This window comes from Streptomyces sp. Je 1-4 4N24, from assembly GCF_026239515.1.
Classification (GTDB): Bacteria; Actinomycetota; Actinomycetes; order Streptomycetales; family Streptomycetaceae; genus Streptomyces; species Streptomyces nigrescens.
Window position 1 is genome coordinate 4,950,126 of sequence record NZ_CP110836.1, and the last position, 15,045, is coordinate 4,965,170.

11 protein-coding genes are annotated in these 15,045 nt (G+C 73.2%); 6 read left to right on the top strand and 5 right to left on the bottom strand.

Annotation, left to right across the window (positions count from 1 at the left end):
- The first annotated feature begins 34 nt into the window (after positions 1 to 34).
- Positions 35 to 1,321 carry an adenylosuccinate synthase gene (locus SLV14N_RS21580; protein ID WP_026170160.1) on the top strand — a complete coding sequence of 429 codons (1,287 nt, stop codon included), beginning with the start codon at positions 35 to 37 and terminating at the stop codon, positions 1,319 to 1,321.
- A 58-nt stretch (positions 1,322 to 1,379) separates the two neighbouring features.
- Here the strand turns inward: SLV14N_RS21580 and SLV14N_RS21585 are convergent, their stop codons facing one another.
- From SLV14N_RS21585 to SLV14N_RS21600, 4 genes are all read right to left on the bottom strand, one after another.
- Complete coding sequence (locus SLV14N_RS21585; protein WP_263270684.1) at positions 1,380 to 3,194, bottom strand: serine/threonine-protein kinase; 1,815 nt, start codon at positions 3,192 to 3,194, stop codon at positions 1,380 to 1,382.
- 237 nt (positions 3,195 to 3,431) lie between these two features.
- A complete protein-coding gene (locus SLV14N_RS21590) occupies positions 3,432 to 5,141 on the bottom strand; it encodes a serine/threonine-protein kinase (protein ID WP_263270685.1) in 1,710 nt (569 codons plus the stop codon).
- 137 nt (positions 5,142 to 5,278) lie between these two features.
- Complete coding sequence (locus SLV14N_RS21595; RefSeq protein WP_263270687.1) at positions 5,279 to 5,806, bottom strand: MarR family winged helix-turn-helix transcriptional regulator; 528 nt, start codon at positions 5,804 to 5,806, stop codon at positions 5,279 to 5,281.
- Positions 5,803 to 6,483: a DJ-1/PfpI family protein gene (locus tag SLV14N_RS21600; RefSeq protein ID WP_263270688.1), complete on the bottom strand. Its 681-nt coding sequence runs from the start codon at positions 6,481 to 6,483 to the stop codon at positions 5,803 to 5,805. The genes SLV14N_RS21595 and SLV14N_RS21600 overlap by 4 nt, the downstream gene beginning before the upstream one ends.
- A gap of 418 nt (positions 6,484 to 6,901) precedes the next feature.
- On the opposite strand from SLV14N_RS21600, the gene SLV14N_RS21605 reads away from it, so the two are divergent.
- From SLV14N_RS21605 to SLV14N_RS21615, 3 genes are all read left to right on the top strand, one after another.
- Positions 6,902 to 8,245 carry an aspartate aminotransferase family protein gene (locus SLV14N_RS21605; RefSeq protein WP_263273236.1) on the top strand — a complete coding sequence of 448 codons (1,344 nt, stop codon included), beginning with the start codon at positions 6,902 to 6,904 and terminating at the stop codon, positions 8,243 to 8,245.
- A 162-nt stretch (positions 8,246 to 8,407) separates the two neighbouring features.
- A complete protein-coding gene (locus SLV14N_RS21610) occupies positions 8,408 to 9,085 on the top strand; it encodes a GntR family transcriptional regulator (protein ID WP_208682871.1) in 678 nt (225 codons plus the stop codon).
- A gap of 95 nt (positions 9,086 to 9,180) precedes the next feature.
- Positions 9,181 to 9,831 (top strand): hypothetical protein, encoded by a 651-nt coding sequence (locus SLV14N_RS21615; protein ID WP_018092637.1) that lies wholly within the window; start codon positions 9,181 to 9,183, stop codon positions 9,829 to 9,831.
- A 369-nt stretch (positions 9,832 to 10,200) separates the two neighbouring features.
- Here SLV14N_RS21615 and SLV14N_RS21620 read toward each other — a convergent pair whose 3' ends face one another.
- Positions 10,201 to 10,956, bottom strand: a complete 756-nt coding sequence (locus tag SLV14N_RS21620) for an SLATT domain-containing protein (RefSeq protein WP_263270690.1) — start codon at positions 10,954 to 10,956, stop codon at positions 10,201 to 10,203.
- A 348-nt stretch (positions 10,957 to 11,304) separates the two neighbouring features.
- On the opposite strand from SLV14N_RS21620, the gene purD reads away from it, so the two are divergent.
- Together purD and SLV14N_RS21630 are read left to right on the top strand one after the other, a co-directional pair.
- Complete coding sequence (gene purD / locus SLV14N_RS21625; protein WP_208682873.1) at positions 11,305 to 12,579, top strand: phosphoribosylamine--glycine ligase; 1,275 nt, start codon at positions 11,305 to 11,307, stop codon at positions 12,577 to 12,579.
- Between the two features lie 466 nt (positions 12,580 to 13,045).
- Positions 13,046 to 14,929, top strand: a complete 1,884-nt coding sequence (locus tag SLV14N_RS21630) for a hypothetical protein (RefSeq protein ID WP_263270691.1) — start codon at positions 13,046 to 13,048, stop codon at positions 14,927 to 14,929.
- The last annotated feature ends 116 nt before the right edge of the window (positions 14,930 to 15,045 follow it).

Genomic DNA, 15,045 nt, shown 5'->3' on the forward strand with positions numbered 1-15,045 from the left:
TTGGACATGCCCCGCCCGGAAGGGGTGTACGCCTGTGCCCGCACTTGTGCTGCTCGGTGCTCAGTGGGGTGATGAGGGCAAGGGAAAGGCCACCGACCTGCTCGGTGGATCCGTGGACTATGTGGTGCGCTACCAGGGCGGCAACAACGCCGGCCACACGGTCGTCGTCGGCGACCAGAAGTACGCACTGCACCTTCTCCCTTCCGGAATCCTCTCGCCGGGGTGCACCCCGGTCATCGGCAACGGCGTCGTCGTGGACCCGGCGGTCCTGCTCTCCGAGCTGAGCGGACTCAACGAGCGCGGCGTCGACACGTCCAAGCTGCTGCTCAGTGGTAACGCGCATCTGATCACGCCGTACAACATCACTGTCGACAAGGTGACGGAACGGTTCCTCGGCAAGCGGAAGATCGGTACCACGGGCCGCGGCATCGGCCCGACCTACGCCGACAAGATCAACCGCGTCGGCATCCGCGTCCAGGACCTCTACGACGAGTCGATCCTTGAGCAGAAGGTCGAGGCGGCTCTCGACGTCAAGAACCAGCTGCTCACCAAGCTCTACAACCGCCGCGCCATCGAGGCCGGCCAGGTCGTCGAGGAGCTGCTGGGCTACGCCGACAAGATCAAGGGCTATGTCGCCGACACCACCCTGATCCTCAACAAGGCGCTCGACGACGACAAGGTGGTCCTCTTCGAGGGCGGCCAGGGCACGCTGCTGGACATCGATCACGGCACGTACCCCTTCGTCACGTCCTCGAACCCGACCGCGGGCGGCGCCTGCACGGGTGCGGGCGTCGGTCCCACGAAGATCAGCCGCGTCATCGGCATCCTCAAGGCCTATACGACGCGCGTCGGCGCCGGTCCGTTCCCGACCGAGCTCTTCGACGAGGACGGCGAGGCGCTGCGCCGCATCGGCGGCGAGCGCGGCGTGACCACCGGCCGGGACCGCCGCTGCGGCTGGTTCGACGCGGTCATTGCCCGCTACGCCACCCGCGTCAACGGCCTGACCGACTTCTTCCTCACCAAGCTCGATGTGCTCACCGGCTGGGAGCAGATCCCGGTCTGTGTCGCCTACGAGATCGACGGCAAGCGCGTGGAAGAGCTGCCGTACTCGCAGACCGACTTCCACCACGCCAAGCCGGTCTACGAGATGCTCCCCGGCTGGTCCGAGGACATCACCAAGGCGAAGTCGTTCTCCGACCTGCCGAAGAACGCCCAGGCGTACGTCAAGGCGCTGGAGGAGATGTCCGGCGCCCCGATCTCCGCGATCGGCGTCGGCCCCGGCCGCGATGAGACGATCGAGATCAACTCGTTCCTGTCCTAGGGACACCGCCGGGGGACCTGGGCGGTCCCCCGGTGCAGCGCAGCAGGCAGCCGCGCGGCTACTTCACCCTGGAGTAGCCGCGCGGCTGTTTGTCGTCGCCCAGGAACTCGCGGTGCAGGGTGCCGTCGCCGGCCAGGCTGAGCACGGAGGTGCTGCTCGGTGTGCAGCCGGGCGCGGCCCGGTCGACGACCGACGGGCCGACGGTCAGCTTGCCGCCCTCCGCCGCGTAGAGGTCGGCGTGCGCCGTGCAGCGGCCGGCGCGGCCCACGACGACGGTGCTGAGGACCGTGCTGCCCGCCGGGGCCTGTTTGACGGTCAGCTGCTGGCTGCCGTAGCCGTCGTCGTTCGGCCGCCGCCAGGTGCCGAGGAAGCCGGACGGGACGGTGCCGTCGGCCGGGGCGACGCGGTGCAGCGTCGCGGTGCGTCCGGCCGCGGCCCAGGTCAGGGTGTCGGCGCCGCCCTCCTCCAGGGTGTGCTCGCCCAGCGCGGAGCAGCGGCCGGCCGGGACGGACCGGACGACCTTGGTGTCCAGCCGCAGTGCCGGGTGCCCGTCCTGCCGGGTGACGGACACCAGCTTGCCGTCGCTGCGGCATTCGTAGGTCGCGCCCAGGCTGGTGCTGTTCGCGACCACCTCGCCGACCGTGCCGTGGGTGATCACGAACCGCCGCTGCTGCCCGGTCGGCGTCCCGTCCCGCAGCACCGGGCCCGACCAGGTGCCGACATAGCGGGCCGGGATGTCGGACGCGCTGTCGTCGGCGTCCGCCCCGCTGCTCAGCAGCGGGACCGCGCCGGCTGCCGTGGCGGCCGCGACGACGGCCGTGGCGACGAGGGGGAGCCATCGACGGCGGCGGCGTCGCTCCGCCGCGGTGGGCGGCGGGGGCGGTGCTGGACTGGGCAGGGTTTTGGTGGTCAGCACCGTCGGCGGCTGGCCGCCGGGCGGGGTGTCGGTGTCCAGGAGGAGCACGGCGTGCTGCCCCAGGCGGGCGATCAGCTCGGCCGGCAGCCAGGGCGGGGCCGACGGGCCGCCGCCGGGCACCGGCCCGAGACGCTCGGCGAGCTCCTCGGGGGTGGGTCGCGCCGCCGGGTCCTTGGCCAGGCAGTCCAGGATCAGCGCGCGGATCCCGTCCGGCACCGCGGCCACGTCCGGCTCCTCCTGCGCGATCTTGAACATCACCGCATGGACACCCGAAGCGGGATTGCCGAACGGCTGCCGCCCGGTCGCCGCGTACGCCAGCACCGAGCCCACACAGAAGACATCGCTGGCCGGGGCGACGCGCTGCCCCGTGACCTGCTCGGGCGACATGAAACTGGGCGAGCCGAGCACTGTGCCGGCCCGGGTCTGGGTCTGCTCCCCGACCGCGTCCAGGGCCCGCGCGATCCCGAAGTCGATGACCCGCGGCCCGTCGATGGTGAGCAGCACATTGGACGGTTTGAGATCGCGGTGCACCAGACCGACCCCGTGGATGTCGCGCAGCGCGCAGGACAGTCCGTACGCCAGCCGCCGCAGCGAATCCTCCGGCAGCGGGCCGTAGCTGCCGGAGCGGCTGTACGACCCGACGACCTCGCTCAGTGTGGGACCCGCGATATAGCCGGTGGCGACCCAGGGGACCGCGGCCTCGGTGTCGGCGTCCAGCACCGGCGCGGTCCAGCGCCCGCCGACCCGCCGCGCGGCCGCGACCTCGGCGCGGAAGCGGTCCCGGAACTCCTCCTCCGCGGCGAGTTCGGCCTTCACCAGCTTCACCGCGACGGTCCTGCCGCCCTCGGAACGGGCGAGGTAGACCCGCCCCATCCCGCCGCTGCCGAGACGGCTGAGCAGCCGGTAGTCCCCGATCCACTGCGGATCGTCGGCCGTCAGCCCCCGCAGGCCGTCCATCCGGGCACCCTCCCCCGTGTCGTTCCGTGCCTGAGGCGCGTGGCGGCAGCAGGCGTCCCCCGAGCCTAGGCGGCCCGGGATCGCGCTAGGGCCGACAGAGCGTCACGACGGGAGAACGATCGAGGGGTGACAGGGGAACGACGGCCATGTGACCAGGAGGAACGGTCGAACGGCCCACGCCGGGCCGCCGCCGGACGCTGCGTCACCCGGGCGCCCTTCACCCCTTCTTGTCAGCCGTCACCCCGTTTTGCGGTACGACAGGGCCTTGCCGTCGTCGGAGACGCGGCGCAGCGTGCCGCCCACCATCTCCAGGGTGCTCGACTCGCCGGGCCGGCAGCCGTCCGGTCCGGAGACCACCGTGGACGGGCCGAGGCGGACCGGGGGGCCCGCGCTGATCAGGGTGGCCGCGAACGCGCAGCGGTAGGACGCTCCGGTCGCCGTCATCGTCAGCACGGTGTCACCGGTCTCGCCCTGGATGAGCGTGAGGCGCCGGGCGTTGACGGCGGAGCCGTCGAGGGTCGTCTCCCATGTGCCCAGGAAGTCCGTCGGAATGCCCCCGTTCGCGGCGGACTGCCCCGATGCCCGGCCGTCCTTGCCGTGCGCGTCCTCCGCCCGTACACCGTCGCCGTCGCCGCCGAGCACGGCGTACACGGTGGCCGCACCGACCCCGGCCAGCACCAGCGCGAACGCGGCGAACCGGGCGGCACCGGCACCACGACGACGGCGCGACGCCGGGGCGGGCGCCGGGACAGCGGGGCCATGGTCTGCACGGGCGGTATGCGGCGGGTGCGACGCCGGACCGGGCGCGACGGGGCCCGGGGGCGGCGTCGCCGGGGTGCGGCCCGGTGCGGACGTGTGCGAGACGGCGGTGGGCAGCGCATGCACCCCGCCGGGTCCCTCCGGGGCGGGCGACGGGACCGCGGACGGTGCGCCGGCCCGGTCGCCACCCCGCGCGTTCTCCCCGTCCTGCGGGTCCTCCGCCTCCAGCAGCTCCACGGCATGCCGCCCCAGCCGGGCGATCAGCGCCCCCGGCAGCCAGGGCTCGTCGTCCGCGCCCGGCCCGCCCCCGGCCCCGCGCTCCGCCTGCGCCACCAACTCCGCGGGCGTGGGCCGCTGTTCCGGGTCCTTGGCCAGACATCCGGAGACCAGTTCGCGCAGCCCGTCGGGCAGTGCGGAGAGATCGGGCTCCTCCTGGGCGATGCGGAACATCAGGGCGTGCGCGATGCTGTCGGCCGTGCCGAACGGCTGCCGTCCGGTCGCCGCGTAGGCCAGTACGGACCCGAGGGAGAAGACATCGCAGGCCGGGGTCAGCGGCTCGCCGCGCACCTGTTCCGGTGACATGAAGCCCGGTGAGCCGACCGAATCGCCGGTACGCGTCACCCCGTTGCCGGTGACCGCTTCCAGCGCCCGCGCGATCCCGAAGTCGATGACCCGCGGCCCGTCGATGGTGAGCAGCACATTGGACGGCTTGAGGTCGCGGTGGATGATCCCGGCGGCATGGATCGCGCCCAGCGCACGGGCCAGTCCGGCGGCCAGGATCCGTACGCTCCGCTCGGGCAGCGGAGTGCCGCCGCCGACGACCCGCTGCAGGGAGGGGCCCGCGATATAGCCCGTGGCGACCCAGGGGGTCCCGGCCTCGGTGTCCGCGTCCAGTACGGGCGCCGTCCACTCCCCGCCGACCCGCTGCGCGGCCCGTACCTCCCGCCGGAAGCGGGCCCGGAACTCCTCCTCGCCGGCCAGCTCCGGGTGCACCAGCTTGACCGCGACCGTACGGCCGCGGTCCGAACGGGCCAGGAACACCCGTCCCATACCGCCCTGGCCGAGCCGTCCGAGCAGACGGTAGTCCCCGATCCGCGCCGGATCCTGTGCGTCCAGCGGCCGCAGCCATCCGGCCCGTTCCGCGCGCCCCGGCCGTCCCTGCTGCCCAGCACGTATCGGCTGTTCCACGATCCCGTCGCCCTTTCCCCCGAAGCCGCCAGCGGGCGAGTGGACGCCGGCGCCTCCGCTCCCGGTGCTGCCCGCGGTCTCTCGTCCGCGGTGAGGATATCGAGCGCCCGCCGCGCCCCGGCAGGCCCGTCCGCCCCTTAGTCCTCCGCGGCCGGCGGGGCCTTCGGCGGACCGGCCAACTCGTCCAGCGCCGCCGACAGCTCCTCCAGCGCCGTCGTGACCCGTTGGAACCCCTCCGGCCCGCCGAGCTGTTCGCGCAGCCGGGCGGCGAACTCCGCATGGCCGGGGGTGATACGGGCGACAGCGGCCCGGCCCTCCTCGGTCGGGGCGAGGAGTTTGGCGCGTCGGTGCGCCGGATTCGGTCGGTATTCGGCGAGGCCGCGCGCAACAAGGAGGTCCGCGATGCGCTGCACGCTCTGGCGGGTGATGCCCATCGCCCGGGCGATACCGGCAACGGACAGCGGCTCGGGCAGCACGGCGCCCAGCACCTGCCACCAGGCGGCGGTCAGCCCGGCCGGATGGGCGAGGCCGTCCGCGACGGCGAGGAACTGCCCGTTGAGCCGGAAGACGGAGAGGGCGGTACGGCTGAGGAGCTCGGGGGGCCGGGGGCCTTCGGGCGCCGCGGGCTCGGAGGACCGGGGCCCGTCGCCCCGGGACGCGCTCATACGGACCCGCCCTCGGAGCCGGCCTCGGACCCGCCCTCCGACTCGGCCGCCCCCGCCGTCATCAGCACGGGGAAGGCATCGGCGTCGGAGTGCGCGAACAGGCGGTACCAGGCGTCCAGAATCCGCGGCTCCATGACGTCGAGTTCGGCGAAGATCTCCCGGGCGAAGGCCACCGGCGCGGTCGGCCCCGCGGTGATCAGACCGCGGGCGCGCACCGCATCGGCCTCGCGGTAATGGCCGCCGCCCCGGTAGCCGGGCTGCGCGGCGAGGTACGGGGCGGCGCCGCTGGTGTGCGGACGGTCGTCCAGCAGGCCTTCCCGGGCCAGCCCCGCGGTCGCGCCGCAGATCGCCGCGACCGGCACCCCGGCGGCCAGGAACTCCCGGGCCTTGGCCGCGAACGGCACCAACTCCTCGCCGGTGTCCCACAGTTCGGCGCCCGGGAGGATCAGCAGCGCACTGTCCTCGGGGCGCAGGGCGTCCAGCGCGAGACCGGGCACGATCCGCTGCCCGCCCATGCTCGTCACCGGCCGGCCGGTGGTGGCCGCGACGGTGACCACGTCGTAGGCGCCCCGCGCCGGGCGGAAGTAACTGCCGCTGCGGAGATGGCCGATGGCGTGGCCGTACTCCCAGTCGGCAAGCGTGTCGTAGGCGGCGAGGTGCACGGTGCGCGAGGTCATGAGAGCTCCTTGGCCGACAGCGGAAACCGGGTCCGCCGTTCCTTGTGTCTCTATGACAGCATCCTGTCCCATCGACAGCATGCTGTCAATGAATCCCACTCGCGAAGCTTCGCCTCAACAGGGGAAGCCTTCGCCTCAACAGGTCCGTACCGGCCCTCTGCGCAGCGGCACAGCGACCTCCGCCCGAAGCCCGCGATTCCGGACAGAGTGTCCGTGCGCCGTGCGTGGAGTCACACACACTGTCGGTACCGGGCGCCTGGCCGTGATCCCTAGGCTGAGGGCGTTCGCCGCGACCGTCCTCCGGCGGACCCGAGCGACCCGATCCGAGGTACTGACCGTGACCACGACGCCCTCCGCCTCCGCCGCCGACCCTGCTGCCGGCGAAAACAACAGCAGCGCGCAGCGCTACCAGGGAAGGGTGGTGGTGGGCGACGGGCGGGACGTGAAGGCCGCCGACCGCGCGCACGTCTTCCACTCCTGGTCCGCGCAGGGCCTGATCGACCCGCTGCCGATCGCCGGCGCCGAAGGGTCGTACTTCTGGGACTACGACGGCAACCACTACCTCGACTTCTCCTCGCAGCTGGTCAACACCAACATCGGCCACCAGCACCCCAAGGTCGTCGCGGCGATCCAGGAGCAGGCCGCGAAGCTGTGCACCATCGCACCCGGCTTCGCCGTGGACGTCCGGTCCGAGGCCGCCCGGCTGATCGCCGAGCGCACCCCCGGCGACCTCGACAAGATCTTCTTCACCAACGGCGGCGCGGAGGCCGTGGAGAACGCGGTCCGGATGGCCCGGCTGCACACCGGCCGCGCCAAGGTGCTGTCCGCCTACCGCTCGTACCACGGCGCCACCGCCGCTGCGATCAACCTGACCGGCGACCCCCGCCGCTGGCCCTCGGACACCGCCTCGGCCGGTGTCATCCACTTCTGGGGCCCGTTCCTCTACCGCTCGGCCTTCCACGCCGAGAACGAGCAGCAGGAGTGCGAGCGCGCCCTCGCGCACCTGGAGCAGACCATCGCCTTCGAGGGCCCGCAGTCGATCGCGGCGATCATCCTGGAGACCGTCCCGGGCACCGCCGGGATCATGGTCCCGCCGGCCGGCTACCTCGCCGGCGTCCGCGAGATCTGCGACCGCCACGGCATCGTCTTCATCCTCGACGAGGTCATGGCGGGCTTCGGCCGCACCGGCCACTGGTTCGCCGCCGACCACTTCGGCGTCACCCCCGACCTGCTGACCTTCGCCAAGGGCGTCAACTCCGGCTATGTCCCGCTCGGTGGCGTCGCGATCAGCGCCGAGATCGCCGCCACCTTCGACCAGCGCCCCTACCCGGGCGGTCTGACCTACTCCGGCCACCCGCTGGCCTGCGCCTCCGCCGTCGCGACCATGAACGCGATGACCGAGGAGCGGATCGTGGAGAACGCCGCCGACATCGGCGAGCGGGTCATCGGCCCCGCGCTGCGCGAGATCGCCGACCGCCACCCGTCCGTCGGCGAGGTCCGCGGCCTGGGCGTCTTCTGGGCCCTGGACCTGGTCAAGAACAAGGAGACCCGCGAGCCGCTGGTGCCGTACAACGCTTCCGGCGCCGCCAACGCTCCGATGGCCGAATTCGCGGCGGCCTGCAAGCGCGGCGGTCTGTGGCCGTTCGTGAACATGAACCGGACGCATGTCGTCCCGGCCTGCACGGTCACCGAGGCCGAGGCCAAGGAGGGCCTGGCCGCCCTTGACGAGGCCCTGACGGCGGCCGACGCCCACACCGTCTGAGTCCGGGGCCGGGTCCGCCCGGCGGCCGGAACCGCAGGTCACAGGCGTGCCGTACGGCATGCCCACGGCAACCTCGGGCAGCGGACCGGCCCGGCCCTCGCCTATCGTGGGCGGGGGCCGCTCCCACTTGCGCGGTCATGGACGTCTAAGGAGACGCACACGATGCCCGCCGGCGGAGACAGCTCAGTCATACGACGCAGCACCCTGCGCCAGCAGATCGCCGACGCCCTGCGCGACGAGGTCCTGGCCGGCCGGCTGCCGTCCGGCCACCCCTTCACCGTCAAGGAGATCGCCGAGCAGTACGGCGTCTCCGCAACCCCGGTGCGCGAGGCGCTGCTCGACCTGTGCGCCCAGGGCCTCCTCGACGTCGAACAGCATCGCGGCTTCAAGGTGCACGCCTTCACCGCCGAGGACTTCCGGGCCATGGTCGAGGCCCGCACCCTGATCATCGAGGGCATCTTCCGCAGCGGCGCCGACCAGGCACTGCGCGCCACCTCCGCGGGCGTGCTGATCTCCATCCGGCGCCGCGCCGACGAGGCCGAACGGGCCGCGCGGGCCGGTGACCTGGACGTCCTGATCGGCTACGACCTGCGGTTCTGGCGCGAGCTGAGCAGCATCGTGAACAACGCCTACATCAGCGACTTCCTCGACCGGATCCGCGTCCAGACCTGGATGTTCGCGGTGCCGCTGCTGCGCCGCAAACCTGACCTCAGGGGGCTGCTGTGGCAGGGCCACAGCGCGCTGGCCGACGCCCTGATCCAGCACGACCTGGCCACCGCGCAGCGGCTGATCGCCGAGTACAACGAGCACTCCCTCGCTCTCGTCGGAACGCGCGGCTAGCACTACGCTGTCCCGACCATCGGCCGTAATGGGCCGTACCCGTAGCTGTACGTGCGCCGGTGTCCCTGTCCCCGACCGGAAGCGAGCCCACACTCGTGGCATGTGACCTGTGGCTGGTACCCCTCGTCGATGTGCTGTGCCACAGCCCCGACAACCCGTTCTCCGAAGAGATCGCCGCCTATGACAAGGCCCTGACGGAAGCGGGCCTGCCACCGGTCCCGGTCTTCAGCTACATGCCCGGCCTGTCCGGTGACGTCGCGCCGGTCGCCGGCTTCGACTACGACGCCCTGCACTTCCTGCGCCGCGCCTACCTGCTGCGGCTGTGCAACCTGGAAGTGACACCGGTCGACGAACTGGGCGGCGACTACGAGCAGTTGCTGGAGATGTTCGAGGCCACCGCGCAGCAGTCCCACCTGGTGTGGCACTACGACCACGCGGGCGCCTATGTCCCGGTCGACTTCCCGCACCCGCTCGCCAACGACGAACTGCTGGAGGGCGGCGGCCCGCTGGGCTCCTCGCACGGCCTGCTGCGCGACCTCGAACTGGTTGCGCCATCCCTCGGCATCGATCCGGCCAATCCACCCGCCGCCCCCGCCCCGCCGGCCGGCCCCACCTCCCTGGAGGAACGGGCGAACGCCGTCCCCCCGGACAACAGCCCCTTCGCCCGCGAACGCCACGTATGGCTGGGCCTCCACGCCGCCGCCACCCGAAGCCTCGCCCAAGGCTCCATGATCGTCTTCAGCTGACCCACCCACCAGCCTCCCCTGGGCCACCACCCATTCCCGCCCACCACCCGTTCCCGCCCACCACCCGTTCCCACCCACCCCCCTTTTTCCCACCCACCCACGGGAGGGGACGGGCCGGAGGGGCAGGGGTGTGGGACGTAAAGCGAAGCAGTCCCACACCCCTGCCCCGGAGGCCCGTCACCGCACCCCGACAGCCCCGCGCAGCGGACCGGCCCGCCGCAGGCGCAACGGCGGGCAACTCGCAGGTATCGGCCGAGGCGAAGCGCAGCGGACCGGCTCGCCGCCAGGTGCAACGGCGAGGGCACCGCGCAGCGGGCAACAAACGGCGAGAAACCGTCACGCCGGGACAGCCAAAAACGTGGGAAGCAATCACTCCGGCGGCCGCTGCCGAGGCATATTCGGCCGCGCCCGATGCGGCACCGCAAACCGCCCCGCCGCAGGCGCCCCTTCCTGACGCGGAGAAACGGCGGCAGAGCCGCCCCCGTCCGCGGCAAAGCGCAGCGAATCGGTCCGGAACTCCGCCATCCAGCCGGCCGTTTCGGCCCGTACCAGCTCCCCGAGGTCCTCGTTGAACCGCCGCAGCACCCCCAGACAGCGCTCCGCCGCCTCGCCCGCCGTGCCCTCGGCCGGCCCGAGCACCTCCCGCACGCTCTCCGTCGCCCAGTCGAACTGCAGCGCCTCCAGCCGACGGTGAATCGCCTGCGCGGTCGCCAGATCCCGCATCCAGCCGGCGGTCACCCCGAAGTACCGGTCGCCGCCCAGACACACCGCCGCCAGCAGCAGCGAAAGACAGCCCCAGGACGCGCCGCCCTCCCAGATACCGGCAAGATCCAGCAGCGGCAGCGCCCCGCCGACGCTCACCCCGGCCGCGGCGCCCAGCCGCAGCGCCCGCGCGCCGCGGCGCTTGGCCAGCCGGTCGTGCAGATACCAGTCGGCGGCGCGCAGCGCGCCCTCCTCGGTCCAGAGATAGAGCGCGTCGAGGCGGTCGGCCGGTTCCCCCCAGTCGCCGAGCGGGAAGACCCGTCCCGCGAGATCCCTCCGGCCGGGGCCCCGGCCGCCGCTCTCCCGAGTGGGGCGGCTGCTCTCCCGAGGGGGTCCCTCGGGCTGCATCTCCGGCTGACTCACCCGGGCACTCCCTCTCTACGCTCTCTACAGATTGCACGCATGACAGATACGTGCGGTGACGCATGACAGACACGTGCGGTGACGCGTGACAGATACGCGCGGTGCGCACGTGGCATACGGGACGGCCGTTGCGCGCCGCCCCCTTCCTACCGCCGAACGGCTGGCGTCGGCCCCACGATCACGCTCTTTCCGCCCGGAAGTGGTGCGGGATCGGGTATAAGGCCGCCGGGTGTCTCACCCGAAAGAGTGGCCAACGCGGTGACGCACGGTTTCCGGCCGCCCCGGCGCCGCTCGCCCCCGGGCCCGGCCGACGTCAGGGTGTCCGGAGCTCTCGTCTAGGCTGCCACCGTGAAGGTCCTCGTCATCGGCGGCGGCGCCCGCGAACACGCCCTGTGCCGCTCTCTGTCCCTCGACCCCGACGTCACCGCGCTGCACTGCGCTCCCGGCAACGCCGGCATCGCCGAGGTGGCCGAATTGCACGGGGTCAACGCCCTCGACGGCGCGGCCGTCGCCGAACTCGCCGTCGGCCTGGAGGCCGATCTGGTCGTGGTCGGTCCCGAGGCCCCCCTGGTGGCGGGCGTCGCGGACGCCGTACGCGACCGCGGTGTCCCGGTCTTCGGCCCCTCGGCCCAGGCCGCCCAGCTGGAGGGCTCCAAGGCCTTCGCCAAGGACGTGATGGCCACCGCGGCCGTCCCCACGGCCCGCAGCTATGTCTGCACCACCCCGGAAGAGATCGACGAGGCCCTGGACGCCTTCGGCGCGCCGTACGTCGTCAAGGACGACGGGCTGGCGGCCGGCAAGGGCGTGGTCGTCACCGAGGACGTCGAGGCCGCCCGCGCCCACGCGCTGGCCTGCGACCGCGTCGTCATCGAGGAGTTCCTCGACGGACCCGAGGTCTCCCTCTTCGCGGTCACCGACGGCGAGACCGTCGTACCGCTGCAGCCCGCCCAGGACTTCAAGCGGGCCTACGACGGTGATCAGGGCCCCAACACCGGCGGCATGGGTGCGTACAGCCCGCTGCCGTGGGCCGACCCCAAGCTGGTCGACGAGGTCATGGCCACCGTCCTGCAGCCCACCGTCGACGAGCTGCGCCGCCGCGGCACCCCGTTCTCCGGGCTGCTCTACGCGGGTCTGGCGATCACCTCCCGCGGGGTGCGCGTGATCGAGTTCAACGCGCGCTTCGGCGACCCGGAGACCCAGGTCGTCCTCGCCCGCCTCAAGACCCCGCTCGCCGGCCTGCTGCACGCCGCGGCCACCGGCACCCTCGCCACCCTCCCGCCGCTGCGCTGGAGCGACGGCGCGGCGGTCACCGTCGTCATCGCCTCCCACAACTACCCGGACACCCCGCGCACCGGCGACCCGATCGACGGTCTCGCCGATGTCGTGGCGCAGGACGGCCCCAAGGCGTACGTCCTGCACGCCGGCACCAAGCGCGACGACTCCGGCGCGGTGCTCAGCGCGGGCGGCCGGGTGCTGTCCGTCACCGCCACCGGCTCGGACCTCACCACCGCCCGGCAGCGCGCCTACCGCGCCCTCGGCCGGATCTCCCTGGACGGCTCCCAGCACCGCACGGACATCGCGGCCAAGGTCGCGGACGACGCCGCGGAGGCACAGGGCGCCTAGGCGTGTTGTCCCGGGACGTCGCGACGGCGCACGGGTCGCACGGACGCGCCCGTCGCGCCGGTCGCAGCTGATGGCATCTCCCCTGGGGCACATGGCACATACCGTGGCATATGCCCCAGGTCTGTGGGTGCAGACCGGGCCGAATCGCCCGGGGCCCCTCTCTTTCCGGCACCGGTTCCCGGCTTTGCCCAAAGCCATTCCATCGAGTGACCGCACCAAGTAACCGGCTGACGAGACGAAAACCCCCAACTAGGGTTCCGCGCAAGCGTCCTGCGGTGGCCGTGCCGGATTCCGGCACGGTGATCACGGTGGCGTCCGGCAAGTGGCTCACCGGCATTGCGATGTCAGTGGCCGGTGCCACAGTGGGTGGGGAGTGAGCTCGCTCCGCACAACGCGCAATTCTCGTACGTCCGTCCCGTGTTCTCTCCGTCCGGCTCCATCAGGACAGCAGGGGGTGTACAGGCTCGTGGCAAGTCCGGAAACAGGCGTCCTGGCGGCGCGTGCCCGCGCCCTCGCGGTGCTGCGGATCCGCAGTACCGCGCTGGCCGTGGCACTGCTGCCCGCGGCCGCGGCCGTGGTGCTGCTCGCCGGCCGGGTGACCGGTCATCTCGGCGCGGGCACCGGCTGGGACCTCGCCCGCGGGATCACCGGCGGCCTCGCGGTGGTCAGCCTGCTGCTGGCCGCGCTGGTCGCCGTGGTCGTCGCGCGCGCCAGACCGGCCCTCAGCCCGTCCGTCCCGATCTCCGAGAAGTCGGCCCCCGACCTCTACCGCCTGGTACGTGATCTCGCCGACCGCCTGGAGGTCCCCGCGCCCTCCGCCATAGCGCTCACCCCGGACTGCGACAGCTGGCTCGAGGACCGCACCCACCGCGCACACGGCGCACACGGCCCGCCCGGCCGTAGTGGGGGACCGGCCGGCGGGGAGCGCCGGGTGCCCGAGGCGCCGGTCCTGGTCATCGGCTCGCCGTTCCTGTGGTGGATGCGGGTCGCCGAGCTGCGCGCCCTGCTGGCCCCCGTCGTCGCCGGCACCGGCCCGTCCTCCCATCCCGACATAGCCGCCGCCCGCCGCTTCATCCGCGGTCTGGACGCCGCGGTCGCGGTCGCCGCCCGCGCCCGGCGCCCGTTGCGGGACCTCCCGCTGCGCTTCGTCGGCCGGGTGGCGCGAATGCTGCTCCGGGCCGGCCGCGAACACGCCACGATCATGGAACGCGCCGTCGCGACCGCCGCCTCCGAGCGCGCCCAGACCGTCGACTACGGCCTGCGGATCGTCGCCCAGGAGCAGGTCGGCCTGGCGTACGCGGGCTGGGACCGGCTGCTGACCCGGGTCGCGCTGCCGGCCTGGCGGATGGGCCGCTGGCCGTCCCGGCTGGACGCCGGTGTGGTCTCCGCGCTCACCGAACTCTCCCGCCGCGACCGCCTCGCCGACGGCTTCGCCTCCCGTCTTGGCGAGCGCCCGGCCTGCGACCTCCTGGAGGAGCCGGGCGCCATCGACCGCGCCGCCTCCCTGCTGGCCGCCCGCCTCTTCCACGGCGGTCCGGCCGAGCCGGGACCCGACTGGTCACCGGTCGGCTGGAACCAGTACCCGGAAGAGGTCGTGGACCGTAAATGGCGTCTGGAGGCCGCCCGCCTCCACCGCGTACTCGACAACCTCCCGGCGACCGCGCTCCGGGCGCCCCCGCCCGCGTCGCCGCCCGCGTCGCCGCCCCCGCCCGCGTCGGCGGCCCCGGCCCAGGACCCCGCGACCGCCGCCCCGCCCCTCTCGTACGCCCGCACCGCCGCCCGTACACCCGGCGATCGCCCGGAAGAGCGCCCTCCCGCCGACGAGCCTTCCCTGGGTCCGCCCGCCGCCGACCGCCATGGCGAGCCGCAGCCCGCCCCGGCCCCCGGCCCCACGCTGGCCCGCGTCATCGACCGGCTCACCCATGACGAGAGTGCGGGCGATCTCGTCGCCGCCCGGCTGGGCGCGGAGGTCGAGCGGGAGGAGCGCGAGGAGGCGGCCCGCCAGGCCGCCCGCGGTACCTCGCAGCAGGACGCGGCCCTCGGAGTGGCCTGGGGCGACGGCATGGCCGAGGGCGGCCTCCCGCTGTTCCCGCTGCAGCCGCCCCGTACGGGCCGTGAGCTGCTCGCCGACCATGTCACCGCCATGGTCTGCTGCGCCGCCGTCGACACCGCCGGCGCCGCCCCCGGCCTGGACTGGCTCGACGGCCCGGCACTGCTGGTCGACGGCGCCCGCCGGGCCGACCTCGGCCGCCCGGTGCTCAGCCTGGTCGACGACGGGGATGCGGAGCCGCTCCGCGGCTGGCTGACGACGATCGGCGTACGGCCGGAAAAGCCGGTCCGGCTGGTATGACCCCGGGCCCACGGCGGCCGGCGGGCCGCCGCCCCTCCAAGTCAGCCCGCTCGACCGGCTGAATGTTCCCTTCCAGTTCGCATTTCGGGGGCGGTTGCATCTAAATTCACGACGAA

Coding starts and splice junctions, on each gene's coding strand:
- SLV14N_RS21585 (WP_263270684.1), bottom strand. CDS start 3,194: ATGGACGGCCTGCGGGGGCTGACGGCCGACGATCCGCAGTGGATCGGG.
- SLV14N_RS21595 (WP_263270687.1), bottom strand. CDS start 5,806: ATGAGCGCGTCCCGGGGCGACGGGCCCCGGTCCTCCGAGCCCGCGGCG.
- SLV14N_RS21600 (WP_263270688.1), bottom strand. CDS start 6,483: ATGACCTCGCGCACCGTGCACCTCGCCGCCTACGACACGCTTGCCGAC.
- SLV14N_RS21610 (WP_208682871.1), top strand. CDS start 8,408: ATGCCCGCCGGCGGAGACAGCTCAGTCATACGACGCAGCACCCTGCGC.